The organism is Pseudomonas sp. GM50, assembly GCF_000282375.1.
Classification (GTDB): Bacteria; Pseudomonadota; Gammaproteobacteria; order Pseudomonadales; family Pseudomonadaceae; genus Aquipseudomonas.
This window is the reverse complement of the sequence record NZ_AKJK01000042.1, coordinates 223,679-246,992: the sequence shown is the minus strand read 5'-3', so window position 1 is coordinate 246,992 and position 23,314 is coordinate 223,679. Positions and strand designations below refer to the sequence as shown.

Annotated in this window: 18 protein-coding genes and 1 pseudogene; 12 read left to right on the top strand and 7 right to left on the bottom strand. The window is 60.6% G+C overall.

The genetic code is table 11. The features are described from left to right. Positions 1–5 precede the first annotated feature (5 nt). Genes PMI30_RS21125 through PMI30_RS21140 form a run of 4 tightly spaced genes read right to left on the bottom strand, consistent with a single transcriptional unit; the run spans position 6 to position 4,178 of the window. The gene (locus PMI30_RS21125) at positions 6–461 is read right to left on the bottom strand and encodes a hypothetical protein (RefSeq protein WP_008007872.1); all 456 of its coding nucleotides are present in this window, start codon (positions 459–461) and stop codon (positions 6–8) included. Then, positions 451–1,761 carry a phosphatase PAP2/dual specificity phosphatase family protein gene (locus PMI30_RS21130; RefSeq protein WP_008007870.1) on the bottom strand — a complete coding sequence of 437 codons (1,311 nt, stop codon included), beginning with the start codon at positions 1,759–1,761 and terminating at the stop codon, positions 451–453. The genes PMI30_RS21125 and PMI30_RS21130 overlap by 11 nt, the downstream gene beginning before the upstream one ends. Further along, positions 1,758–3,515 carry a bifunctional alpha/beta hydrolase/class I SAM-dependent methyltransferase gene (locus PMI30_RS21135; RefSeq protein WP_008007869.1) on the bottom strand — a complete coding sequence of 586 codons (1,758 nt, stop codon included), beginning with the start codon at positions 3,513–3,515 and terminating at the stop codon, positions 1,758–1,760. Before PMI30_RS21135 ends, PMI30_RS21130 begins: the two co-directional genes overlap by 4 nt. A 39-nt stretch (positions 3,516–3,554) precedes the next feature. Next, positions 3,555–4,178 carry a CDP-alcohol phosphatidyltransferase family protein gene (locus PMI30_RS21140; protein ID WP_008007867.1) on the bottom strand — a complete coding sequence of 208 codons (624 nt, stop codon included), beginning with the start codon at positions 4,176–4,178 and terminating at the stop codon, positions 3,555–3,557. Between the two features lie 159 nt (positions 4,179–4,337). Between PMI30_RS21140 and PMI30_RS21145 the strand changes: the two genes are divergently transcribed. From PMI30_RS21145 to PMI30_RS21170, 6 genes and pseudogenes are all read left to right on the top strand, one after another. Further along, positions 4,338–5,240, top strand: a complete 903-nt coding sequence (locus PMI30_RS21145; protein ID WP_008007865.1) for a LysR family transcriptional regulator — start codon at positions 4,338–4,340, stop codon at positions 5,238–5,240. A 131-nt stretch (positions 5,241–5,371) separates the two neighbouring features. Then, positions 5,372–5,998 carry a glutathione S-transferase family protein gene (locus PMI30_RS21150; RefSeq protein WP_008007863.1) on the top strand — a complete coding sequence of 209 codons (627 nt, stop codon included), beginning with the start codon at positions 5,372–5,374 and terminating at the stop codon, positions 5,996–5,998. Positions 5,999–6,061: 63 nt separating this feature from the next. Next, positions 6,062–7,054, top strand: a pseudogene (locus PMI30_RS21155) (pyridoxamine 5'-phosphate oxidase family protein); the annotation flags it as partial. A gap of 388 nt (positions 7,055–7,442) precedes the next feature. Then, on the top strand, positions 7,443–7,820 hold the full coding sequence (locus PMI30_RS21160) for a DUF6124 family protein (RefSeq protein WP_008007859.1): 378 nt from the start codon (positions 7,443–7,445) through the stop codon (positions 7,818–7,820). Positions 7,821–8,099: 279 nt separating this feature from the next. Continuing rightward, the gene (locus PMI30_RS21165; RefSeq protein WP_008007857.1) at positions 8,100–9,293 is read left to right on the top strand and encodes a DUF3142 domain-containing protein; all 1,194 of its coding nucleotides are present in this window, start codon (positions 8,100–8,102) and stop codon (positions 9,291–9,293) included. Continuing rightward, entirely contained in the window at positions 9,280–11,415 is a 2,136-nt protein-coding gene (locus PMI30_RS21170) for a hypothetical protein (protein ID WP_008007855.1), read from the top strand. Before PMI30_RS21165 ends, PMI30_RS21170 begins: the two co-directional genes overlap by 14 nt. Here PMI30_RS21170 and PMI30_RS21175 read toward each other — a convergent pair whose 3' ends face one another. After that, positions 11,416–12,045 (bottom strand): LysE family translocator, encoded by a 630-nt coding sequence (locus tag PMI30_RS21175; protein ID WP_008007853.1) that lies wholly within the window; start codon positions 12,043–12,045, stop codon positions 11,416–11,418. A gap of 145 nt (positions 12,046–12,190) precedes the next feature. On the opposite strand from PMI30_RS21175, the gene PMI30_RS21180 reads away from it, so the two are divergent. Next, the gene (locus tag PMI30_RS21180) at positions 12,191–12,664 is read left to right on the top strand and encodes an Lrp/AsnC family transcriptional regulator (protein WP_007896573.1); all 474 of its coding nucleotides are present in this window, start codon (positions 12,191–12,193) and stop codon (positions 12,662–12,664) included. A 121-nt stretch (positions 12,665–12,785) separates the two neighbouring features. Here the strand turns inward: PMI30_RS21180 and lpdA are convergent, their stop codons facing one another. After that, a complete protein-coding gene (gene lpdA / locus PMI30_RS21185) occupies positions 12,786–14,186 on the bottom strand; it encodes a dihydrolipoyl dehydrogenase (protein WP_008007851.1) in 1,401 nt (466 codons plus the stop codon). 207 nt (positions 14,187–14,393) lie between these two features. Here lpdA and hflK (PMI30_RS21190) point away from each other — a divergent pair, with 207 nt between their 5' ends. The 5 genes from hflK (PMI30_RS21190) to cfaB all read left to right on the top strand — a co-directional run bounded on the left by hflK (PMI30_RS21190) (position 14,394) and on the right by cfaB (position 21,759). Further along, positions 14,394–16,358 (top strand): protease modulator HflK, encoded by a 1,965-nt coding sequence (hflK, locus tag PMI30_RS21190; protein ID WP_081501255.1) that lies wholly within the window; start codon positions 14,394–14,396, stop codon positions 16,356–16,358. Beyond that, a complete protein-coding gene (gene hflC, locus PMI30_RS21195) occupies positions 16,355–17,410 on the top strand; it encodes a protease modulator HflC (protein ID WP_081501254.1) in 1,056 nt (351 codons plus the stop codon). The genes hflK (PMI30_RS21190) and hflC overlap by 4 nt, the downstream gene beginning before the upstream one ends. After that, positions 17,407–18,465, top strand: a complete 1,059-nt coding sequence (gene hflK / locus PMI30_RS21200; protein ID WP_008007846.1) for a protease modulator HflK — start codon at positions 17,407–17,409, stop codon at positions 18,463–18,465. Before hflC ends, hflK (PMI30_RS21200) begins: the two co-directional genes overlap by 4 nt. Further along, positions 18,462–20,372, top strand: a complete 1,911-nt coding sequence (locus PMI30_RS21205) for a cation-translocating P-type ATPase (protein WP_008007844.1) — start codon at positions 18,462–18,464, stop codon at positions 20,370–20,372. Before hflK (PMI30_RS21200) ends, PMI30_RS21205 begins: the two co-directional genes overlap by 4 nt. A 199-nt stretch (positions 20,373–20,571) precedes the next feature. Beyond that, positions 20,572–21,759: a C17 cyclopropane fatty acid synthase CfaB gene (cfaB, locus tag PMI30_RS21210; protein ID WP_008007842.1), complete on the top strand. Its 1,188-nt coding sequence runs from the start codon at positions 20,572–20,574 to the stop codon at positions 21,757–21,759. On the opposite strand, the gene cls is transcribed toward cfaB, so the two are convergent. After that, complete coding sequence (gene cls / locus PMI30_RS21215) at positions 21,756–23,195, bottom strand: cardiolipin synthase (RefSeq protein ID WP_008007841.1); 1,440 nt, start codon at positions 23,193–23,195, stop codon at positions 21,756–21,758. The genes cfaB and cls overlap by 4 nt on opposite strands. Between the last annotated feature and the right edge of the window lie 119 nt (positions 23,196–23,314).

Below are 23,314 nucleotides of genomic sequence, written 5' to 3'. Positions count from 1 at the left end.
TTTCCTTATCCAGCGAAGGGCAGCCAAGGGCTGGCCAGGATGACAGCCAAGGGTGGCAGCACTTGGGCGGCCAGCAGGACAGCCTGTTTGCGCAGCAGTTTAAGCCCCCCGCGCTGACGTTCGGTCCAGGGCCGGCCGGCGCGGTTGGCCGGTTGCAGACCGAGGTTTTGCAGGGCCTGGTCGAGGGCTTGAGTGCGGTCTGACAAAGCGTCAGCGTCGCGGGCCATCAGGGTAAACAGGTCAGCGTCGAAGGCTACCCGCAGCGCCCAGTATTTTTGCCATAGCCCGAGGATGATCAGCCAGGCGCTGAGGATCAAGAACGGCGCAGTCGGGGTGATCAGCAGCAGTTGCAGCAGGCCGAACAACACACCCAGCAAGGTCAGCCCTGTGGATAACTGGTCGAGGGTGCGGCCCCGGCGCAGCAGGCTGGCGATCACGTGCAGTTCCATATCAACCGGCATAGGCGTTCTCCAGGGCTTGGCGATGGGCCGGATGCAGCACCACTTGCGGGCGCGCGGCCTGGATCATCGCCACGGCGGCATCGACAGTGGCCGCTCGACCACTGTGCAGCAACCAGGCCGCGATAGCGGTGGCGCTACGTGAATAGCCCAAAGCGCAGCAGACCAGCAGTGGACCTTGCTGGCGCAGGTGTTCAATGGCCTGGGCGGCGGCGAGGCATTGCTCAGCGCTAGGCGCAGTCAGGTCGAGTATCGGAACGTTTTGATAGGCGCGGCCTCTCGGGTTGAGCGGCAACTCAGCGCATAGATCAACCACAGCTTTGAACGGCGCCAACTGCTCAGCGTCGGGAAGCCTGCCGAGCCAAACGTTATCCACAACCTCATTGGGCTGTGGATGTTTGCGGGTCCAAAGCCGTGAGTTGATCCACGCCGCTGCCACGTAAGGCGCAAATAACCAACGGGCGGCCGGGCTAAGGCGGCCGTCGGCGCGTTTCTGAAACCCGGCGGCGTCCAGCAGCGTGTAGTTGAGCGCCACCAGCAGCAGCGCCACGGCGGGCCAGATCAGCCACAGCCATCCGCCGCCCAGGCCAAAGGCTGGAAGGGCGAACATCGCCGCGCCGATGCCATAACGCAGGGCCAGGCGCCAGCGTTTCGGGTCCTTGGCCAACCGCAGGCTACTCAAGGGGCTGGGCCGATCCAGTGGCCACAACCACACGCACAGCCAGCCGGCGAGGGCGCCTGTGGGTAAGTCGATAAAGTGATGTTGATAAGTGGTCAGCACCGAAATCCCGATCAATGCGAACCAGCCGTGCACCAGCCAGCGCCACAGCCCTTGAGAGTGCCGTTGGTACATCACCCACAAAATCACCAGCAGGGCGATGTGCAGCGATGGTGCCTGATTGAACGGCTTGTCGAACCCGGCCAGCACCGCGAACAGCCAGCCGAACACTCCATCCAGTTCAGGCCGTTCGAAGGTGAAGCGCAGCGGCCATAACAGGAAACAACTGACTGAGATCACTTGAGCACTCAGCAGGCGCAAGGCGTGGCGCTTGAGTTCATGGCGACTATCGGGCAGCAGCAGCGAAAAACCGTACAGCAGATCTATCGTCCAGTAGGGGACGATGGTCCAGGCCCAGAAGGGCATGGCGGTTTCCCAATCGAAAACGAAGGTGCCGACATCGCTGCGCTGGGCCGTGACCCACGTGGCAAAGCCGTAGCTGGCGAAAAACAACGGCGCCAGCACCAGCAACCAGAGCACGGCGGGTTTCAGCAAACCCGGCTCTCTCGGGGCAGCCCCCATCATTGCACCCGTTGCGCGAGGGACACGGTGAAGATCCCCCATTCATCCACTCTCTGGGTGATTTTACGAAAACCCGCTGCTTCCACCAGTTGATCCATTTCCGCCTGGCTGCGCCGACGCATCACCCAAGCCTGGCCTTGACGGTGACTGGTGAGGGCGCGGGCGATCAGTTCCAGCTGCGGGTGCCAGGGCTGACCGGTGTAGACCAGATAGCCACCGGGCTCCACGGCCTCGGCCAGGCCCGCCAGAGAGCCGCCGACCAGTGCATTGTCGGCAAACAGTTCATACAAACCGGACACCACCGCCAGTGTCGGCTTTGGCTCCAGTGCCGCCAGGTCGGCGCGGTCGAACGCGTCGCCTTTCACGAACTGCGCGATGTCTCCAAGGCCCTTATCGCGAATCAGCGCACCACCGTCACGCACATTGATGTCGCTGTAATCGCGCAACAGTATCGATTCCGGTAGCGGGCTGACGCCTTGCAAGGCTTCGAGAATGTAGCGGCCGTGACCGGCGGCGATGTCGACGATGCGCACCGGTCGGCCTTCTTCGCGCAGCTTGGCCATGGTCAGGCGCAGCAACTCTTCGACGTTGAGTTTGCGCTGGCGAATGCCGCGCCAGCCGATGGAATTCAGGTAGTTCTGATCAATCATCCGCCCGAGCCCGCCCTTGCCGGTGGGCTGGTTGCGGTACACGTAGTCCAGGGTGCTGCCGGAGTCGAAACCGGTGTCGAAGCCCAGCTTCACCCCGTCGGACAGCCGGCTGCCCAGGCGCATGCTGGCGCGGGTCATGCGCCAGTACAGGTCGCGCAACGAGTTGTGCGGCAGCGGGGCGGCGAGGGATTCGGATTCGGCGCAGGTCAGGCCGATCTTGTCGGCATCGAGCAGCGAGGCGCGGTCCAGCGGGTATTCAAAGTTTTGCAGGATAAAGCGTTTGGCGCTGACGACGGCCACGGCGCGATCACGTTCCCCAAGCGTGTCGTGGAAGAAGCCCGGGAGGATGTGTTTTTCCTTTTTCAGGCTGCCCAGGCGTTCGAAAAACTGCTCCTGGGGTTTGCGGTGGACCACAAAATCCGAGCCGGAAATCAGCAGCTGGGTCGGCACTTGAATCGCCTGCGCATCGGCCACCACACGGTCGGCGGCTTCATACAAGCCGAGCAGCACATTCACCGAAATCGCCTTGGTGATCAGCGGATCGCTGTCGTAGGAGGCGACACGTTCCGGGTCGTGGCTGAGGAACTTGGCCTTGACGTAGCTGTTGACGAAAAAGTTGCCGCGAAACTTGCGCATCAGCGCCAGGCCCGGACGGGCGAAAGGGACGTAGAGCTTGACCTTGAATGCAGGCGACGCAAGCACCAACGAGCGGATGCGCGGTGCATAGTCGTGGACCCAGGTCGAGGCAATCACCGCGCCGACGCTCTGGGCGATCACGGCCATGTTCTCTTCGTCGATCTGGTGGGTCGCGTTCAGGTGATCGCAAAAGGTCTGCACGTCCCGCACGCTGGTGGCGAAACTCGGGCTGTCGCCGCGAGCACCCGGCGACTGACCATGGCCGCGGGCGTCCCAGGCAAAGAAGTCGAACGCTGGCAGGTCCAGTTCATCCACCAGGTGGGCGATGCGCCCCGAGTGTTCATGACCGCGATGAAACAGCAGCACAGCCTTGCGCGGTTCACCCGGATTACGGGCCGTGGCCGGCCAATGGCGGTAGAACAGCTCGACGCCGTCGTGGGTAGTGAAGGTCTGATTCTGAGTTTCACGCATTGCACTTTCCTTATGCTTGGGGAGCCTTACGCTGAGGCCTTATGCCGAGGGGGCGTTTTCCTGCACTTCTTTCAGGCCCAGACGGACCCGGTTGACCAAGGTGTAAGCCAGCAGGACGGCAACCACCGCAAACACAACGTTAATCCACAACGCGTTGATCCAGCTGATCGCAATGCCGGTAGCCAAGACGCCCAGTACAAACGCGCGATCGCTCTTGCCCATCGGGCCGTCATAACGTCGCGACGCGCCTATCATTGGTCCGAGGACGCCACTGTACTCGCTGAACAATGCCAACAGCGTGACCAACAGCACAATCAACACACTCACGTCGGGAATCAGGGCAAAAGGCAGGATCAGCGCGCTGTCGGCAACGATATCGCACAGTTCATTCAGGTAGGCGCCGAGGCGCGACTGCTGGCCGAATTCCCGGGCCAGCATGCCGTCGATGGCGTTCAGCGCCATCCGCAGGATCATCCACACGGGGACCAGCAGAAAAACCCACAGGTGATTGGCGAAACAGGCAATCGCGACGCCCGTCACGACCGAAATGACGCCGGCCAGCACGGTGATTTGATTGGCGGTGGTGCCGTTATCGAACAATCGCTGAACCAGCGGTCGCAACAGATTCTGGAAGGCAGGTTTCAGTTGGTAAATGGAGGGCATCTGGATACGGTCTCAGCAATTGAAAGCGTGAACGTTCAGGGTTATACGTCACAATAATCAGAATGCCAGTAAAACTGCACGACTCATCCTCTTCCAGCGATATCCAGGTCCAATCGGGAACTGTCGGCCTCGCGTTTTTCAGTGCTCAGGAGTTAATCCATGGACCGCTTCCAGGAAATGCAAGTCTTCGCCACCGTCGCCCAGGAACAAGGCTTCTCGGCGGCGGCGCGGCGGTTGGGGATGTCGGCGGCCAGCGTGACCCGAGCCGTGGCGGCGCTGGAGAAACGCATTGGCACGCTGTTGCTGACACGTACCACCCGTAGTGTGCATTTGAGCGAGGCGGGTCAACGTTATCTGGAGGACTGTCGGAGAATTCTCACCGAGGTGCAGGAAGCCGAGGATTCGGCAGCCGGGAGCCACGCCCAACCCCGTGGGCAAATGACGATCACGGCGCCGGTATTGTTCGGTGAGTTATTCGTCACGCCGGTCATGGTCGGTTACCTGACTCAATTCCCTGAAGTCAGCATCAACGCTCTATTGGTCGACCGGGTGGTGAGCATGGTCGAGGAGGGTATCGATGTGGCCGTGCGCATCGGTGAGTTGCCTGACAGCAATCAACATGCAATTCGCGTGGGCGAAGTGCGGCGGGTGATCTGCGCTTCCCCTGGATTCCTGACCGACCATGGTCGGCCTCGACATCCTGCAGATTTGAGCGCAGCCCCGATCATCGCGACCTCGTCTATCGGTCAGCACAGAAGCTGGCCGTTCCTTGACGGGGGAGAGCCGATCAGCGTTCGTCCGGAACCGCGTCTTGTGGTCACCGCCAATCAGGCGGCTATCACTGCCGCCGCCATGGGGCTGGGCCTGACCCGAGTGCTGTCGTATCAAGTGGCGAGCAAGGTCGCCGCCGGTGAGCTGGAAATCGTTCTGGCTGACTTCGAACTGCCGCCATTGCCCATTCATGTGGTCTACCAGGGCGGGCGCAAGGCCCCGGTGCGGGTCCGTAGTTTTGTCGACTTCGCGGTGAAGGTACTGCGCGAACACCCCGCGCTGCACGGATGAAGGGTTATTGCACTGGATGAAATAATGGATTGCGTTTGCTGGTTATTCTGTTGTTTTGGTTGCGGATGGAAGATAGCCCCCTATCGGCGCTGATCTTTCCTGAACGGCGCCACCAGCCAGCGGAGCCGACCATGCAAGCCATCAAACTCTACAACTTCCCACGTTCTGGCCATGCTCACCGTGTGGAGCTGATGCTGTCGCTGCTGCAACTGCCGACCGAGCTGATCTTCGTCGATTTGGCCAAAGGCGCGCACAAGCAAGCGGATTTTCTTGCACTCAACCCGTTTGGTCAGGTTCCGGTGATTGATGATCAAGGCATGGTGCTGGCCGACTCCAACGCGATCCTGGTCTACCTTGCGCTGAAATACGGCAACGGCCACTGGCTGCCAACTGATCCGGTCGGTGCGGCCAAGGTTCAGCGCTGGTTGTCGGTCGCCGCCGGGCCGATTGCCTTTGGCCCTGGCAGGGCAAGGCTGATCACTGTGTTTGGTGCGCCTTACAACGCGCAAGAGGTGATCGCTTATGCCCACACCTGGCTCAAAGTGATCGATCAGGAACTGGGCGCAACGCCCTATCTGGTCGGTAGCGAGCCGACCATCGCCGACATCGCCGCGTATAGCTACATCGCCCATGCACCCGAAGGCAATGTGTCGCTGGACGACTACACCAACATCCGCGCCTGGCTGGCGCGGATTGAAGCCTTGCCAGGGTTTGTCGGCATGCCACGCACCGTCGCCGGTTTGCAAAAAACTGCCTGATGCTCACGACCCGATTCAGTCGGGCCGTTCTTGTTGCGCGATGAGCGCAGGGGAGAAGCCGTTATGGAACGTTCACCTTGGCACGCAGGCGAGAAACAGTTGCAGGCTTATGTGGGTGTCGCCGAGCGAATGGACGAATTAGGCCGTAGGGTGATTCGCAGCGAGATGCCGGATCAACACCGCATGTTCTATCAGCAACTGCCGTTCATGCTGTACGGCGCGGTGGATGCTGACGGCAACCCTTGGGCAAGTATTCTTGAAGGGGCGCCGGGCTTTGCGAAGTCTCCCGAGCCTACGCTGTTGCAGTTCGGCAGCCTGCCTGGCAGTGACGACCCAGCGCAATTGCAAGAGGGAGCGGCGATCGGTCTGCTCGGTATTGAGCTGCACACGCGACGTCGCAACCGTCTCAATGGTCGAGTTGGCGTCGTGACGGCGAGCGGCTTCGAGGTGAAGGTGGAGCAATCTTTCGGCAATTGCCCGCAATACATTCAATTGCGCCAGTTTCGCTCGGTGCCATTGGCGGATCCGGCGACGCGTATCGCGCAGCACCTCAGTGGGCTGGATGACGCGGCCAAAGCCATGATCGCCGGCGCCGATACCTTCTTTGTCGCCAGTTATGTGGACGTCGATGGCCAACGCTCGGTGGACGTTTCTCACCGGGGCGGCCAGGCCGGTTTCGTCCAGGTAGAGGGCAATCGCCTGACCATTCCGGACTTCGCCGGCAACCTGTTCTTCAACACCCTGGGCAACCTGCTGATCAATCCTCGAGCCGGTTTGCTGTTCATCGATTTCGATACGGGCGACCTGCTGCACCTCAGCGGTCGCACGCAAATAATCCTCGAAGGCCCGCAGGTCGAAGCCTTTCAAGGGGCCGAGCGGTTGTGGACATTCGAGGTGGAGCACGTGGTGCGGCGGCCCGCGGCACTGGCCTTGCGTTGGCGCTTTGACGGCGTGTCACCCAAAAGCTTGCTGACCGGCACCTGGACGCAGGCGAATGCGCGTCTGCAAGCCCAAGCCAGACCTGTAACCCATGTGGGAGACATAGAAAATCCACTGTAGGAGCGAGGCTTGCCCGCGAAGGCTTTCTCACATTCAACATTGAGGTCGCCTGACACGCCGCCATCGCGAGCAGGCTCGCTCCCACTTTTGATCGTGGTCGTCCTACAGACCGAGTGATTTTTGGGAATGTTTCCGACAGGTTTTGACGGTTGTCGGTCGGAAATGAGGTGGATAGGCTTTGGGAGTCGCTGCAAATTCAGTGATCGGGTTTGGTCGCCCAGGTTTAGAATGGCGCACTTTTGTGCTTGCTTCATGGCGAGCTGTGCGTGGGAGGGCTTACGTCCTGCCGGGTTCCATTCCCTGGTCGACCAACCCGCGTACGGTTCGCCACCCTTCTGCTTGGTCGCAGTGTTGGCGAACTCCAGTCCTCGAATGGAGTTTCACCATGTTCAAAGCAACACCGAATCCCCCGGAAACCGACGACGTTTCCCCCTACGAATCCCTCGATTCCAAAAAACTAAACGAAGCCGCTAACCGCGCGCTCGATCACTACCTCAACCCCTCTGCCCTTAAATCCCCCGTGGCCCGCAAACCGAGCACGATGTACATGGTTGCACCGGATATCAAAGACGAAGACCTGTTGGCCCACACCTGTGAATCGTTGGCCCAGGCCAATGTGATGGCGAGTGATTTTGCGGGGTATCTGGAAGGGCCGCACCGGCACATGGCGATGGCGATTCAACAGATCGTCATGCTGGCTGAACTGGCGGTGAACCGGATGCTGGATAACGTTGCCATACCAAAACCTGCGCCACACAGCTAATCCCCCTGTAGGAGCGAACTGTGGCGAGGGGGCTTGCCCCCGTTTGAGTGCGTAGCACTCACAAGATCTTTGGTACATCAGAGATTTTGGGGCCGCTTCGCAGCCCAACGGGGGCAAGCCCCCTCGCCACGGAGTAGGACAGGGATTTCTCTTCCAGTAGCGGCTGGTACCGAAAATTCAGGTGATCATTGCCCGCAAGCCAATGGCTGAGTAGGGTAACGAGCAGAGCGACAAAGGGCCTTGAGCGGCCCTTTTTGTATTTCAGGGATAAGGTTTTTCATGGTTTTTTTCACACGCTTGATCGTTTTGCTGGCAGCGGTGTTGCTCAACGGTTGCGAGCAACAAAACGCGCCGCCGCTCGATCAGCAACTCTATGTCTGGCAACGGCAATGGACGCCGGCCCATGACGCCGCGCTGCGCGACAGCCGCGCCGATTTCTCGACCTTGCGCGTACTGGCCTTGCAGGCGTTTCCGCAGGCCGGCTGGAGCCGGGCGCGAATCGATCCGGCGCTGCTCAAACGTGATGGCCGGCCGCTGATTGCAGTGATTCGTCTGGATGGCCAGCTCAAGGGGCTGGATCAGGACGAGGTCACGGCGCAAATCCAGCAGGTGCTCAGCGATTGGCAAGGGCTGGGGCTGATCCTCTCCGGCGTGGAAATCGACCACGATGCGGGCAACGCCCGGCTACCGGCCTACCGCGAATTCCTCACGCATTTACGCGCGGTTCTGCCGGCCTCCTTGCCACTGAGCATCACCGCGTTGCCGGCCTGGCTCGACAGCCCCGAATTGCCGGCGTTGCTGGCGACGGTCGACAGCAGCGTATTGCAGGTGCACGCGGTGAGCGATCCACGGCGTGGGTTGTTTGACCCGGATCAGGCCCGGCAATGGGCCAAGGCCTGGAGCCGTATCACCTCGAAACCATTTTATCTGGCGCTGCCGGCTTATGGCGTGGCGTTGTTGCCAGGGGCCAGTGGCGCGCCGGTCGTGGAAAGTGAAGTGCCCATCGGGCGGGGCGGCAAACGCCGGGAGTTACTGGCGGATCCGCTGCAACTGAGCAAACTCGGCGCCGAGTTGCGCGCCGATCCACCGGCTCATCTGGTCGGGCTGATCTGGTTTCGCCTGCCGCTGGCCAATGATCGCAGGGCCTGGAGCCTGACGACGCTAATCGCGGTGGCGCGGGGCGATAGGCTCGACAGCCGCGTGGGGCTGAAGCTCTCGACGCAGGACGGCCTCTACGACATCAGCGTCAGCAACCAAGGCAATCTCGACAGCGCCTGGCCCGAACGCCTGACACTGGCGGTGCAGGGCTGCGATGGCGCCGATGCATTGGCCGGTTATGCGTTGCAACAGCGCCCGGATCTGCTTACCTTCACCCGCCTGCGCGAGGGTCGAATCCCGGCCGGCGGGCAGCGCGCCATCGGTTGGGCACGCTGCGCAACTATTGATCAAGGAGGTTCGAATGTTCACCCGTAACTGGCCCCGCCATGTGCTTTGCCTGAGCCTCAGCCTGCCGCTGGGCTCGGCGCTGGCCTGCGGGCCGGATTTCCCCATGCGCCTGCTGGACAACCGTGGCCAGTCGCTGGCGGAACTGCCTGAAGGCAACTTCAACGTTGAGATCAACCGCCTCGGGCATGCCATCGCGGGACTGAAAAATGTCACCGCAGCCACCAACATTCCGGGGGACGGTTACGGCGATGCGCCTGATTACGCGGGTCAGCGGAACACCGCCGAACAGGCCGGTCTGACGCCTGAGCAGCAAGCGCTGGTGCAACAGCTGCGCGGCCTGACCGATGCCCGTCAGGTTGAAGAGCAAGGCGCGAGCCTGCCGGCCGAGCACATGTTCTATCTGGCGGGCGCTGTGGCGTTCAACGCCGGTGACCATGGTTTGGCCACCGAGTATTTTCAGAAAGTGCTGGCACTGCCGGCGGATCAACGCGCGTTGCGCAGTACCTGGGCGGCTTACTCGTTGGGGCGGGCACTGTTTGCCATGAGTTCAGAGGCGGATGCCGGCCCGGACCTGTTGGCTCAGTCGCGCAAAGCGTTCGAGCAGACTCGTCAATTGAGCATCGATGGTTTCAGCGACCCGTTGGAGCTGGGTGTTGCCAGCCTCGGCGAAGAAGCGCGAGTGGCCCGCACCGCTGGCGACTGGGACAACGCCATCGAACTCTACGCCACGCAGAACCTCCACGGTTCGGCGGTGGGCTACACCTCGCTGAAACTGTTGATGGCCGATCTGATGACAATGCCCGACGATCAACTGACCGGGTTACTCAAGGGCAGAGCGGTGCAGCAACTGGTGACGGCGTCCTTGATCAGTCGACTGGGCTGGTCATTCGGTGATCAGCCGCCAAGCGAACAGAAACTGATCAAGCTGTTGCAAAACAGTACTCGCGGTAGCCTGGATAACGCGGATCGTCTGGCGGCAATGAATTATCAACAGGGCGATTACGCCAGCGCCAAAGCCTTCCTCGAGCACGCCGGTGATGGCGGCCTAGCGTGGTGGCTGCGGGCGAAACTGGCGTTGCGTGATGGCGACAAAAACGCCGCCGCGGCAGCCTACGCCAAAGCAGCCCAGGCCTTTCCGCAAAATGAATCCTGGGGTGAACGACGGACCCCGGACTGGGATTACGAAACGGTGCAGCCCAAGTGCCGGGTCGACGGCGAAAGCGCGATTCTGGCCCTGCAGCGCGGGGATTATCTGCAAGCCTTTGATCAGCTCTATCGCAGCCAGAACATTTACTGGTACGACGCGGCCACCGTTGCCGAGCGGGTGCTGACCCTCGATGAACTCAAGCAGTACGTCGACGCTCAAGTGCCCGCACCGCCGCCGCTCAGCCAGCAGGATCGCGACAATTATGTGCCGTTGCCGGTAGCCGCGAACCTGCGCAATTTGCTCGGGCGGCGCCTGTTGCGTGAAGGGCGTTATGACGAAGCGCCGGCTTACTTCGACAACGTCGATCTGCAGAACAAGGCCAAGGCGTATGGGCTGTATCGTGAGGAAGCGGACGCTGCCTGGTGGCCGACTAAACGTGCCGCTGCGTTGTTTAACGCCGCTTCGACGGCGCGTCAGTGGGGGATGGAGATTCTCGGCTACGAAATGGCACCGGATTACGCCACATTTGGTGGTAATTTCAGCCTTGAGAGCCGTGAGCTAAAGGTCGGCCCGTTAGTGGCTGAAGATGAGGTCCTGCGTCAGCAAGCCAGCGCCGCTCAACCAGATCAGCGCTATCACTATCGTTATGTCGCAACGGCTTTGGCCAGTGGTGCTGCCGATAATCTGCCTCATACCAGCCAGGCTTTTGCGGCGGTGTTGTGTGCGGCGGCGGGGTGGAACACCAGCCTTGAAGAAGAGAGCACCTTCTATCAACGCTATGTGAAAGAAGGCCCGTACGTGGATTGGGCGGTGAACTTCGGCCACCATTGTCCTTATCCAGACTTCCAGAATGCGGACAAACGTTACGTAAGCCAGGCATTGAGTCCGGTCCGCTCGGCATTGCGACCTTATAAAGAATGGCTGCAAATGGGCGGTGTGGTGGTGTTTACAGCGGTAGCTCTGGTGCTGATCAATCGACGCCAGCGCAAGGCGCGACAGTAATCACGCTTGTTGCACAAAAGTCAGCCGTACCGCAAAGCCGATCAGCAGGCTGCCGAACAACCACTGCTGTACCCGTTGGGCCGATGGACTGCGTTGCAGCCAGCGGCCCAGTGCGGCGCCGGCCAGCGCGTAGGCGCTGTCGAACAACAGCCCCACACCGACCAGCATCACGCCCAGCGTCGCAAATTGCGCGAGCACTGGCCCGGCGTGCGGCTCAATGAACTGCGGCAACAGTACCGAGCAGAACAGCAGCGCCTTGGGGTTGAGCAGGTTGGTCAGCAAACCGCGTTGGATCGCCTCGCGCCAATGCGGTTTTGCGGTCGTTGCGTCTGTACCGTTCAAGCTCGGCAGCATCGTGGTGCGCAGGCACTGAATGCCGATCCACAGCAGGTACGCGGCCCCGATCAGGCGCACCACATCGAAGGTCCAGGGTGCCGTCTTGAACAGCGCCGCCAAACCCAACGCCGCCAAGGCCACATGACAACCACGCGCTATGCCCAGCCCCAACGCCGTGGCCAGCGCCGCGCCTTTGCCCTGACGCGCGCCGGTCTGCAACAGCAGAATCATGTCCGGGCCGGGCAACAAGTACACCACCGCCAGAGCCATGAAAAACAGCCAGATTCCCGCCATGTTGCACCCCATTCGTTGTCGATTTGGTGAGGTCAGTCTATGGCTGAAGAGCAGGGCAGGTGGTTGCGTAGTCAGCTTCTAAAGCTTCCATATTTGGCATAATCTGCCCTTTTGTGATGATCGAACCATCGGGATCTGCCAAACCATGAAACTGGACGCCTATGACCGCAAGATTCTCGCCGCGCTGCAACGGGACGGTCGCCTGAGCAACGTGCAATTGGCTGATGAAATCGGTTTGTCCGCCTCGCCGTGTTTGCGTCGAGTACGGATGCTGGAAGAGGCGGGAGTGATTCGCGGCTATCAGGCCAATCTGGATCGAGATGAAGTGGGTCTTGGGCTGACGGTGTTTGTCGGAGTCAAAGTTGAACGACACAACGATGAACAGGCCGAAGCCTTTCGCCTGGCCGTGACGGCACTACCTGAGGTGATTTCGGCGTTTCTGGTGTCAGGGGAATCGGATTTTCTGCTGCAAGTGGTGGTGCCGGATTTACGCGCCTATGACCGTTTTCTCACCGGGCGACTGCTGAAACTGCCGGGTGTGAGCGACATTCGCAGCAACTTTGCGATTCACACGGTGAAGACCCCGGGGGCGTTGCCGCTGGGGCATTTGCCGCTTTAGATCGTGTCGACTGCATCGCGAGCAGGCTCGCTCCCACATTGGTTTTGTGAACGCCACAGATCAAATGTGGGAGCGAGCCTGCTCGCGATAGCGGTAGTTCAGTCTCCATCAACCTCCAGGCTTACATCTGCGTCGCCATCCCCTCCACATCCATTGCCGCCTGACGCAATGCCTCGGAGCGGGTCGGGTGTGGGTGACAAGTCAGGGCGATGTCTTCGGCCGAGGCGCTGAACTCCATGGCCACGCAATATTCGCCAATCATTTCACTGACGCTCGGGCCCACAAGGTGCACGCCGAGGACTTCGTCGGTGCGCTCATCGGCCAGTACTTTGGCGAACCCTTCGGTTTCGTGGTTGATCTTCGCCCGGCTGTTGGCGGTGAAGGGGAATTTTCCGACCTTATAGGCGCGACCTTCGGCTTTTAGCTGCTCTTCGGTCTTGCCGACGCTGGCCAGCTCCGGTTTGGTGTAGATCACGTTGGGGATCAGGTCGTAATTGACCTCGCCGGCCTTGCCGACGATCTGCTCGATGCAGGCCATGGCTTCGTCTTCGGCCTTGTGGGCGAGCATCGGCCCTGAGGTGACGTCACCGATCACCCAGATGCCCGTAGCTTCGGTGCGGTGGCCCTTGTTGGCGAGCATGCCGCGTTTATCGGTGGCGAGGCCGACATTCTCCAGCCCCAGGCCTTGGGTGTATGGACGACGACCAATAGCCACCAGCACGTAGTCGGCTTCAAGCAACTCGGCGGTACCACCTGCAGCCGGTTCGACGCTGAGCTGAACACCGTTCGCCGAGGTGGCGGCGTGGGTAACTTTCGAACTCAACTTGAATTTGATGCCTTGCTTGCTCAATGAACGCTGAAGGGTTTTGCCTGCCTCGCCATCCACGCCGGGGCAGATCCGGTCGAGAAATTCGACCACCGTCACCTGGGCGCCCAGGCGCCGCCATACCGAGCCCAACTCCAGACCGATCACCCCGGCGCCGATCACCACCAAGTGCTTTGGCACTTCGGCCAGCGACAGTGCGCCGGTGGAGTCGAGAATGCGTTTGTTGTCGATGTCTACACCCGGTAGGGGAGTGGGTTCGGAACCGGTGGCGATGACGATGTCCTTGGCAGTCAGCTGGGTCTTGCCACCCTGGCTGTCGGTCACCGTGACGCTGCCCGGCCCGTCGATGTGGCCCCAGCCCTTGATCCAGTCGACCTTGTTTTTGCGAAACAGAAACTCGATGCCTTTGGTCAGCCCGGTAACGCTTTCATTCTTCTGTTTCATCATCTGAGCCAGATTGAGCACAGGTTTGACCTCAATCCCCAGGTTGGCGAATTCCGTCCCCATGGCTGCGTCGTAGAGTTCGGAGGCATGCAGCAGCGCCTTGGACGGCATGCAGCCGACGTTCAAGCAGGTTCCACCGAGGGTTGCGCGGCCTTCAACGCACGCCGCTTTCAAACCCAACTGACCAGCGCGGATCGCTGCGTTATAACCGCCGGGGCCTGCGCCCAGAATCACGACGTCATAGGTGCTCATGTGGGACTCCTGGATTGAAAGGACGGGATCGATAAAAGTAGTCTTCAACAAAAATTACGAACGTAATATGTGCGTTTCGGAGCATTTCGGTCAAGGCTTCAGCCTAGCGACAGGTTTAGCGCTTTTAGATAGAACGATTCAGAACGAAAATTTCACGATTTTCGTTATATCGTAACGAATGGTGAAGTGAGCAGTGACTGGGGTGGTATGCAAGTCGATCTCGATGGCGATGGAGCACAGATAGCAGGGCTGCCGCGCTTTCAGCAGGCGGTCGTTCAAGGACGTCGATTGCGGCAATTCGCGATCGGTTTGGGGGCCTTGGCGGCGATTGGGCTGGTGCTGGCGTTTTTTGTCGGGCTGTTTGCACCGCAGTCGCTCTGGCCAGCGTTGCTGGTCAATCAGAGCGCTGGTTTGCTGGTGCTGGTCGCTGGCCTGCAATCGGCCTGGTGGGTAGCGCGGTGGCGCGCACGGGCGATGAATCCGGCGGTGTTGGTGCCGGTGGTTGTCGCTGAGGAAGTTGTTGCCGCCGAAGGCTGGTATGAGCGGTTGCTGGACCGGATCAGTCAGCGTTGGTTGCGCTTGCTGGGGCAGATCGGTAAACCGACGCTATGGCTGGGTGGCTGGGCGTTGTTGACGTTGTACAGCATCGAGCAAGTCTGGAATCTGGCCTTGCCGCCCGCTGCGTTGGGGGTGTCGGCCAGTGTCGGCGCCGCGCTGTCGTTGCTGCTGGCTTTCGGTTTGCTGGTGCTGGAGCGGCAACTTGCGCAGGAAAATGTAGCCCAGTGGCCTGAAGCAGGACCGTTGGCGCAGCTGACGCGGGTCGCGATTATTTGCCTGGTGCTCAGCGCCCTGTGTTTGTTGTTCGGCAGTGAAACGTCGGTCTGGCCGGTGCGTCTGGCGGTGCTGATCGGCTTGCTGCCGGGGCTGGTCGCCGTCGAGTTGCTGCTGCGGGCCGTGTTATCGCTGTTCAGTCCTCGTCGTGAACAGCTGGAACCGGCCTTGCTGGCTCGAAGTTTTGTCGCCGATATGCTGCGTTGGCCGCCGCAACCTTTGCTCGCGTTGCAGCACGAGTTGCACAACCGCTTCGGTATCGACCTGCGACAAATTTGGGCCTTCACCTACATGCGCCGGGCGTTTTTGCCGGTGCTGGCGGTGGTGGCGATCGTGGGTTGGTCGCTCACCGGTATTCACGAAATACCACTGCAAGGGCGAGGCATCTACGAGCGTTTTGGCAAACCGGTGGAGGTGTTCGGCCCTGGTTTGCACGCCGGTTTGCCATGGCCACTGGGCCGCGTGCTGAGCGTCGAGAACGGCGTGGTCCATGAGTTGGCCACCAGCGTGGGTGAAACGTCGGCCCCAGTCGCGGCCGAACCTGCCGAAGGCCCGGCACCGGCGATTGCCAATCGATTGTGGGACGCCAGCCACGTGAACGATAAATCCCAAGTCATCGCCAGCAGCCGCGCCGACAAACAGAGCTTTCAGATCGTCAACATGGATGTGCGCTTCGTCTATCGCATCGGCCTGAGCGATCAGGCGGCGCTGGCAGCCACGTACAACAGCGCCGATGTGCCAACGTTGATCCGCAGCACTGCCAGCCGGATTCTGGTTCACGATTTTGCCTCACGAACCCTCGATGGTTTGCTCGGCGAGGACAGGGTAGGGCTGGCCGAAGAGATCGGTCGCGCCGTGCAGGCTGATCTGCAAAAACTCGACAGTGGCGTGGAAATTCTCGCCACGGTGGTCGAGGCCATCCACCCGCCAGCGGGGGCGGCCAATGCTTATCACGGTGTGCAAGCGGCGCAGATTGCTGCTCAGGCGTTGATCTCCCGCGAGCGCGGTGCCGCGGCGGAGGCGACCAACCAGGCGCAATTGCAGGCCAGCATCGTTCACGATCAAGCCACGGCCAGTGCTCATGAAATCAACTCGACCGCTCAGGCCGCCGACCTGAAATTTGCCGCCGAGCGAAAGGCTTATTCCGACGCCGGCCAGGCCTTCGTGCTGGAGCAATACCTCAGTCAACTGACCCAAGGTTTGGCCAACGCCAAGCTGCTGGTTCTCGATCATCGTTTGGGCGGCAGCAGCAATGCGCCGACCATCGACCTACGTACATTAACGCTGCCGGCTGACCCTGCGCCGCCGCGTAATACCGTTCAGCCAGGAGCCATCCATTGAGCCAGCCGACGCCTACACACAATCGCGATCACGATCACGATGATCACGCCGGCCACGATCATGGCCATGGCGGACATCACCACGGTCATCACCATCATCACCACGGTGAACCACACGAAGCGGGTCCTTTCCCGTGGCGGCGAATGGGTTGGGCGGCGTTGCTGGTGGCGTTTGCCATTGCGGCGGCGAGCCTGGTGCAAGTGCGTTCGGGAGAGGCTACGGTGATCACTCGCTTCGGCAATCCATCGCGGGTATTGCTGGAACCGGGTCTTGGCTGGCGCTGGCCGGCACCGTTCGAGGCGGCGATCCCGGTGGATCTGCGGCTGCGTACCACCTCCAGCGGTTTGCAGGATGTGGGCACGCGCGATGGCCTGCGCATCATCGTGCAAGCCTACGTGGCCTGGCAGGTGCAGGGCGATCCAGACAACGTGCAACGTTTTATGCGCGCCGTACAGAACCAGCCGGATGAAGCTGCACGGCAGATTCGCACTTTTGTCGGCTCGGCGCTGGAAACCACCGCCAGCAGTTTCGATCTGGCCAACCTGGTGAACACCGACGCGAACCAAGTACGCATCGCCGATTTTGAAGCGCAACTGCGTCAGCAGATCGATCAGCAGTTGCTCACCACCTATGGCGTGCGAGTGCTGCAAGTCGGCATCGAGCGTTTGACCCTGCCGTCGGTGACGCTCACCGCGACGGTCGATCGCATGCGCGCTGAGCGTGAAACAATCGCCACTGAACGCACGGCCATCGGTAAGCGTGAAGCCGCGCAAATTCGCTCGGCGGCCGAGCGTGATGCGCGAATCGTGCAAGCCGATGCGACAGTGAAAGCCGCGGACATCGAAGCCCAATCCCGCGTCGAAGCCGCGCAAATTTACGGTCGTGCCTACGCCGGTTCGCCGCAGCTCTACAATTTGCTGCGTTCGCTCGACACCTTGGGCACCATCGTCACGCCTGGTACCAAGCTGATTTTGCGTACCGATGCGGCGCCGTTCCGCGTGTTGGTTGACGGTCCGCCGACGCTCGATAACAAGCCCGGGTCGCAGCCATGAGTTTAGTTCCACGTGGAACACATGAGTTGAGCAGCCCATGGATTCAGGCCGGGCGCTTGGCTTTTTTGGCTCTGTACGCCGTGACTGTGCTGGCTGCTTTGGCGTGGGCATTCTCCAATGTGCGGCAAATCGACCCGCAAAATCGTGCCGTGGTGCTGCACTTCGGCGCACTGGATCGCATTCAAAATGCCGGTTTGCTGTTGGCATGGCCACGCCCGTTTGAGCAGGTGATCTTGTTGCCGGCAGCGGATCGGGTGATCGAGCGTCGGGTGGAAAATATGCTGCGCTCAGATGCTGCATTGCAGGCGGATCGAGTCGCGAGTTTCGCCACGCCGATCAGCGATGCGCTTGCCGGTTCTGGTTACTTGTTGACCGGCGATGCAGGCGTGGTGCAACTGGATGTGCGAGTGTTCTACAAAGTCATCGAGCCCTATGCCTTCGTTCTTCAGGGTGAACATGTGCTGCCAGCGCTGGATCGGCTGGTGACGCGCAGTGCTGTGGCGCTCACCGCTGCGCGAGACCTGGACACCATTCTGGTGGCTCGACCGGAACTGATCGGCGCAGACAATCAGGCCGCCGAACGTCGCGAACGTCTACGCGGTGATCTGGTGCGGGGCATCAATCAACGCTTGGCCGAACTGACGGCGACCGGGCAGGGGTTGGGCATTGAAGTGGCGCGGGTCGATGTGCAATCGAGTCTGCCCGGCCCGGCGGTGAACGCATTCAACGCGGTGTTAACCGCCAGCCAGCAGGCCGACAAAGCCGTGGCCAACGCGCGCACTGAAGCCGAGAAGCTGACTCAGAGCGCCAACGAACAAGCCGACCGCACGCTGCAAGTGGCTCACGCCCAAGCCAGCGAGCGCCTGGCAAAAGCCTCCGCCGACACCGCCACGGTACTGAGTTTGGCCAAGGCGCAACAGCAGGGCACCGACCCGCAAATGCTGTTACGTATTTACCGTGAACGGATGCCGAAGATTCTCGGGCAGGCCGGCTCGGTGACCACGGTTGATCCGAAAGACGATTCCCGCCTGATCATTCAGGGAGCTGCGCAATGACTGCCCAAACCGCCGCCGCGCCGAGCATGTTGTCCTCGGCTGAACAACGTAGCGCCGCGCGCCAGTTGACCCTGGCCATGCTTGCGCTTGGGTTGCTTGCGCTGGGGCTGATCTGGCGCTGGTTGTCGCCGGAGCAGACCGGTGTCAGCCAATTACTATTGGGTTTTGCTTCTTTGCTGGTAGCCGTGCCGGTCATGCGTTCGGCGTGGTACAGCCTGCGTTATCCGAGCCTGCACGGGATCACCGATCAACTGATCGCCCTGGCCATGCTCGGCGCCTGGGCCACAGGCGATCTGCTCACGGCGGCGTTGCTGCCGATCATCATGATCTTCGGTCACGTGCTGGAAGAGCGCAGCGTAATCGGTTCCCAGGAAGCGATTCATGCCCTCGGCAAACTGACTCGCAGCCATGCACGCAAGATTCAGGCTGACGGTTCCGTCGTTGAAGTCGACAACGGCACCCTCAAGTCCGGCGACCTCGTGGAGGTGCGTGCCGGTGATCGCGTGCCGGCGGATGGCCGGGTGTTGTCCGGTCAGGCAAGCCTCGACACCGCCTCGATCACCGGTGAGTCGGTGCCAATAGAAGCCGGCGTGGGCATGCCGGTGTTCGGCGGGGCGATCAATCTCGATGGCCTGCTGCGCATTGAAGTGACCCGCACCGGTAACGAATCGACGCTGGGTAAAGTCATCGCGCTGATGCAAAGCGCCGAACGTTCCAAGCCGCCGATCACCCGTTTGCTCGAACGCTATGCCGGCAGCTACATGGTGTTGGTGTTGTTGCTGGCGGCTGTGACCTGGTTCGTTACCAATGATGCCCAAGCGATGCTTGCAGTGTTGGTCGCGGCTTGCCCTTGCGCGCTGGTGTTGTCGGCACCGGCCACGGCGATTGCCGGGGTGGCGGTGGCGGCTCGGCACGGGATTCTGATTCGCAGCTCGGCGTTCCTCGAAGAGTTGGCTGACCTGACGTCGTTGGTGGTCGACAAGACCGGAACCCTGACGTTCGGCACCTTGCGCCTGCAATCCATCGACAGTCCACTGGAAGATCGCAGTCACGTACTGAAACTCGCCGCCAGCCTCGGTTCCGCCAGCAGCCACCCGGTCAGCCGTGCCTTGGCCGGGTTGGTCACTCAGGAACACTTTCTGCTGCTCTCTGACATTCATGAGCGTCAGGGGCTGGGAGTCGTGGCGATGACCGAGCAGGGCGAAGCGGCCCTCGGTCGTCCGGAGCTGTTCGCGCAACTGGGCATCGCCACATCAGCGGTGCCCGAACACGACGGCCCGATTGCCGGGCTGGCACTCAACGGTGAATTTCTCGCCTGGCTGTTGCTCGCTGACAGTGTCAAACCCGAGGCGCGGTTTGCCCTGAGCGAATTGCGTGAATTGGGTTTGGGTCGTCAGTTGTTGCTCACCGGGGATCGGCAGAGTGTTGCGCACACGCTGGCCCGGGATGTGGGCATCAGTGATGTCGAAGCTCAGGCCTTGCCCGAGGACAAACTCAATCGTGTACTGAAAGAAATCGGCAGCGGTTTCCGGCCAATGGTGGTGGGAGACGGTATCAACGATTCCCTGGCGCTCAAGGCCGGTGTGGTCGGTGTGGCCATGGGCGCAGGCGGTGCGGACATCGCGTTGGCTTCGGCCGATATCGTACTGATCGGCAGCGACCTGCGCCGGCTCGGAACCTGTGTGCGCTTGAGTCGCCAATGTCGGCAGACCTTGCAGGTCAACGTGATTATCGGGTTGGGCTGGACCTTGGCCATCGTTGCGTTCGCCGCATTCGGCTGGCTCGGCGCGGCAGGGGCGATGATTGCCGCGCTGTTGCACAACTTGAGCACGTTATTAGTGCTCGGTAATGCCGGGCGTTTGCTACGCTTTCAGGAACCCCTACTCAAGCTTAAGGATGAGGTGTGAGCGTCTACAACTTTTCAGAACTGAGTGCCGGATTTGTAGTCATCTAGGGTAAGGCGGTCATTTTCAACGATCGCCCGTTGGATGGTTTCAGTGTTGCAGGCAACATCGGGAATAGAAAAAGGCTATTAATTCGATAGCCTGCTATTTTTCAGGGATGGTCTACCCTCAGATTTGACGTCTGAAACAAGGGGGACTTTTCATGCTCGCGCAACTTCCACCGGCCTTACAGAATCTGCAATTACCGCTTCGCTTGCGACTCTGGGACGGCCATGAGTTCAATCTGGGGCCGACGCCCAGCGTCACCATTGTGGTCAAGGACCCCCACATGGTTACCCAGTTCACCCATCCCAGCCTCGACGCGTTGGGGGCGGCGTTTGTCGAAGGCAAGCTAGAGCTGGAAGGCTCCATCAGCGACGTGATTCGTGTCTGCGATGAATGGAGTCAGGCGCTGATCAACGAAGACGAAGATGAGCAACCGGTGCGCTCGGTTCACGATAAGGAAACCGACGCCAAAGCCATCTCCTACCATTACGACCTTTCCAACGCGTTTTACCAACTGTGGCTCGACAGCGACATGGCGTATTCCTGCGCCTATTTCGAAACCGGCAGTGAAACCCTCGAACAAGCTCAACAAGCCAAGTTTCGTCACCTGTGCCGCAAGCTGCGGTTGCAACCAGGCGAGTATCTGCTGGATGTCGGTTGCGGTTGGGGCGGGTTGGCGCGGTATGCGGCTCGTGAGTTCGGCGCGAAGGTGTTCGGGATCACGCTCAGTAAGGAGCAATTGGAACTGGCTCGCGAACGGGTGAAAGCCGAAGGTCTGGAGGATCAGATCGAACTGCAACTGCTCGACTACCGCGATTTGCCTCAGGACGGGCGTTTCGACAAGGTGGTCAGCGTCGGCATGTTCGAACACGTTGGCCATGCGAATCTTGCCGAGTACTGCAAAACCTTGTTCGGCGCGGTGAAAGAGGGTGGCTTGGTGATGAACCACGGGATCACCGCCAAACACATCGACGGTCGTCCGGTCGGGCGCGGTGCCGGTGAGTTCATCGAGAAATACGTGTTCCCCAACGGCGAACTGCCGCACCTGTCGATGATCTCGGCCGAGATCAGCGACGCGGGGTTGGAGATCGTCGACGTCGAGAGCCTGCGCCTGCATTACGCGCGGACCCTGGACCACTGGAGCGAACGCCTGGAGGACAATCTGGAAGCTGCCGGCAAACTGGTGCCAGAACAGGCTTTACGGATCTGGCGGTTGTACCTGGCGGGATGCGCCTATGCCTTCGCCAGAGGCTGGATCAACCTGCATCAAATCCTCGCGGTGAAAGCCCATCCCGATGGCAGCCATGAACTGCCCTGGACCCGCGACGACATTTACAACCCTTAAAGAATCGGTGAAATAAGCCGGGCGATCCGCATGCCGATCTGTTGCAGACGGTGGGTCTCCCGGCTTTCTTCTTTGGCGATTTCGTGAGCCTGGGCGAAGTCATCGTTGAGCATCTGTTCCACTTCGGCAGCAAACGCACTGTCGACCGTCAGCAACATCACTTCGAAATTCAGCCGGAACGAACGGTTGTCCATGTTGGCGCTGCCAATGGCGCTGATTTCGCTGTCGATCAGCACCACTTTCTGATGCATGAACCCCGGCTGGTAACGGAACACGCGCACCCCGGCACGTACTGCTTCGAAAGCATAAAGGCTGGAAGCGGCGTAGACGATCCGGTGATCGGGTCGCGACGGCAACAAAATCCGTACATCCACACCGCGCAACACCGCCAGTCGCAACGCGGCGAATACCGCTTCGTCGGGGATGAAGTAAGGGCTGGTGATCCACACCCGTTCCGTCGCCGCATGGATGGCTTCGACGAAGAACAGCGAACAGGTTTCGTAGGAATCCGCCGGACCGGTGGCCAGCAATTGGCAGAGCACGCCGTCATCCGGATAAACCTCCGGCAGGATCAACGGCGGCAGCGAACGGGCCGCCCAGAACCAGTCTTCGGCAAAGGATTCCTGCATGCAGGCCACCACCGGCCCGCGCACTTGCACATGGGTGTCGCGCCAGGGTGCCAGGGGTGGTTTCTCGCCCATGTATTCGTCGCCGACGTTGAGCCCGCCGACAAAACCGACAATCCCGTCGACCACGACGATCTTGCGGTGGTTACGAAAATTGACCTGAAAGCGGTTGAGCCAGCCGCTGCGGGTAGCGAAGGCTTTGACCTCGATACCGGCATCGCGCAACGGTTGCACGTAACTGTGGGGCAGGGAGTGGCTGCCGATGCGATCGTAGAGCAAGTAAATCGCCACGCCCTCTGCAGCTTTCCTGGTCAGCAAGGTGTGCAGGCGTTGGCCGAGGCGGTCATCGTGGATGATGAAGAACTGGATCAGCACCGCTTGCCGGGCGTTGCTGATGGCGTCGAAAATCGCATCGAAGGTGGCTTGGCCATCGATCAGCAAGCGCACTTCATTATTCGCCAGGCACGGCATGCGTCCCAGTTTCGGCATGGCCCTCAAAGACGCATAGGCGCTGGAGGCACGAGCAGCCAGTGCCTCTTCTACCCAGGGGCGCCAGTTCAGCTCGGAGATGGCCTTGCGCATTTCCTCGTTGGCTTGCCGCCGGGCCTTGATATAGCCATCGAAGGTGCTGCGGCCGAAGACCAGATAAGGGATAAGCGTGAGGTAGGGAATGAACATCAGTGACAGAGCCCAGGCGATCGAGCCCTGAGCGGTCCGAACGGTCAATACGGCATGGATGGCGGCAATCGAACCCAGCGTGTGCAGTATTGCGATCAGATAACCGAAAACATGCGGTCCAAAATAATCCATGGGGCAGCCTTGCTCCTGAAGATTCAATGCTTAACAGACCATGTTCCGGGCAGAATGTCGCTATTTAATTGGCCCATGAACCGAAGCCCGTGGCTGACGTCTAACGGCCACTAATGATC

Bases quoted from the DNA above. Each gene is read 5' to 3' on its own strand.
- PMI30_RS21125 (WP_008007872.1), bottom strand. From the start codon at position 461: ATGCCGGTTGATATGGAACTGCACGTGATCGCCAGCCTGCTGCGCCGG.
- PMI30_RS21130 (WP_008007870.1), bottom strand. From the start codon at position 1,761: ATGATGGGGGCTGCCCCGAGAGAGCCGGGTTTGCTGAAACCCGCCGTG.
- PMI30_RS21135 (WP_008007869.1), bottom strand. From the start codon at position 3,515: ATGCGTGAAACTCAGAATCAGACCTTCACTACCCACGACGGCGTCGAG.
- PMI30_RS21140 (WP_008007867.1), bottom strand. From the start codon at position 4,178: ATGCCCTCCATTTACCAACTGAAACCTGCCTTCCAGAATCTGTTGCGA.
- PMI30_RS21145 (WP_008007865.1), top strand. From the start codon at position 4,338: ATGGACCGCTTCCAGGAAATGCAAGTCTTCGCCACCGTCGCCCAGGAA.
- PMI30_RS21150 (WP_008007863.1), top strand. From the start codon at position 5,372: ATGCAAGCCATCAAACTCTACAACTTCCCACGTTCTGGCCATGCTCAC.
- PMI30_RS21160 (WP_008007859.1), top strand. From the start codon at position 7,443: ATGTTCAAAGCAACACCGAATCCCCCGGAAACCGACGACGTTTCCCCC.
- PMI30_RS21165 (WP_008007857.1), top strand. From the start codon at position 8,100: ATGGTTTTTTTCACACGCTTGATCGTTTTGCTGGCAGCGGTGTTGCTC.
- PMI30_RS21170 (WP_008007855.1), top strand. From the start codon at position 9,280: ATGTTCACCCGTAACTGGCCCCGCCATGTGCTTTGCCTGAGCCTCAGC.
- PMI30_RS21175 (WP_008007853.1), bottom strand. From the start codon at position 12,045: ATGGCGGGAATCTGGCTGTTTTTCATGGCTCTGGCGGTGGTGTACTTG.
- PMI30_RS21180 (WP_007896573.1), top strand. From the start codon at position 12,191: ATGAAACTGGACGCCTATGACCGCAAGATTCTCGCCGCGCTGCAACGG.
- lpdA (WP_008007851.1), bottom strand. From the start codon at position 14,186: ATGAGCACCTATGACGTCGTGATTCTGGGCGCAGGCCCCGGCGGTTAT.
- hflK (WP_081501255.1), top strand. From the start codon at position 14,394: ATGCAAGTCGATCTCGATGGCGATGGAGCACAGATAGCAGGGCTGCCG.
- hflK (WP_008007846.1), top strand. From the start codon at position 17,407: ATGAGTTTAGTTCCACGTGGAACACATGAGTTGAGCAGCCCATGGATT.
- PMI30_RS21205 (WP_008007844.1), top strand. From the start codon at position 18,462: ATGACTGCCCAAACCGCCGCCGCGCCGAGCATGTTGTCCTCGGCTGAA.
- cfaB (WP_008007842.1), top strand. From the start codon at position 20,572: ATGCTCGCGCAACTTCCACCGGCCTTACAGAATCTGCAATTACCGCTT.
- cls (WP_008007841.1), bottom strand. From the start codon at position 23,195: ATGGATTATTTTGGACCGCATGTTTTCGGTTATCTGATCGCAATACTG.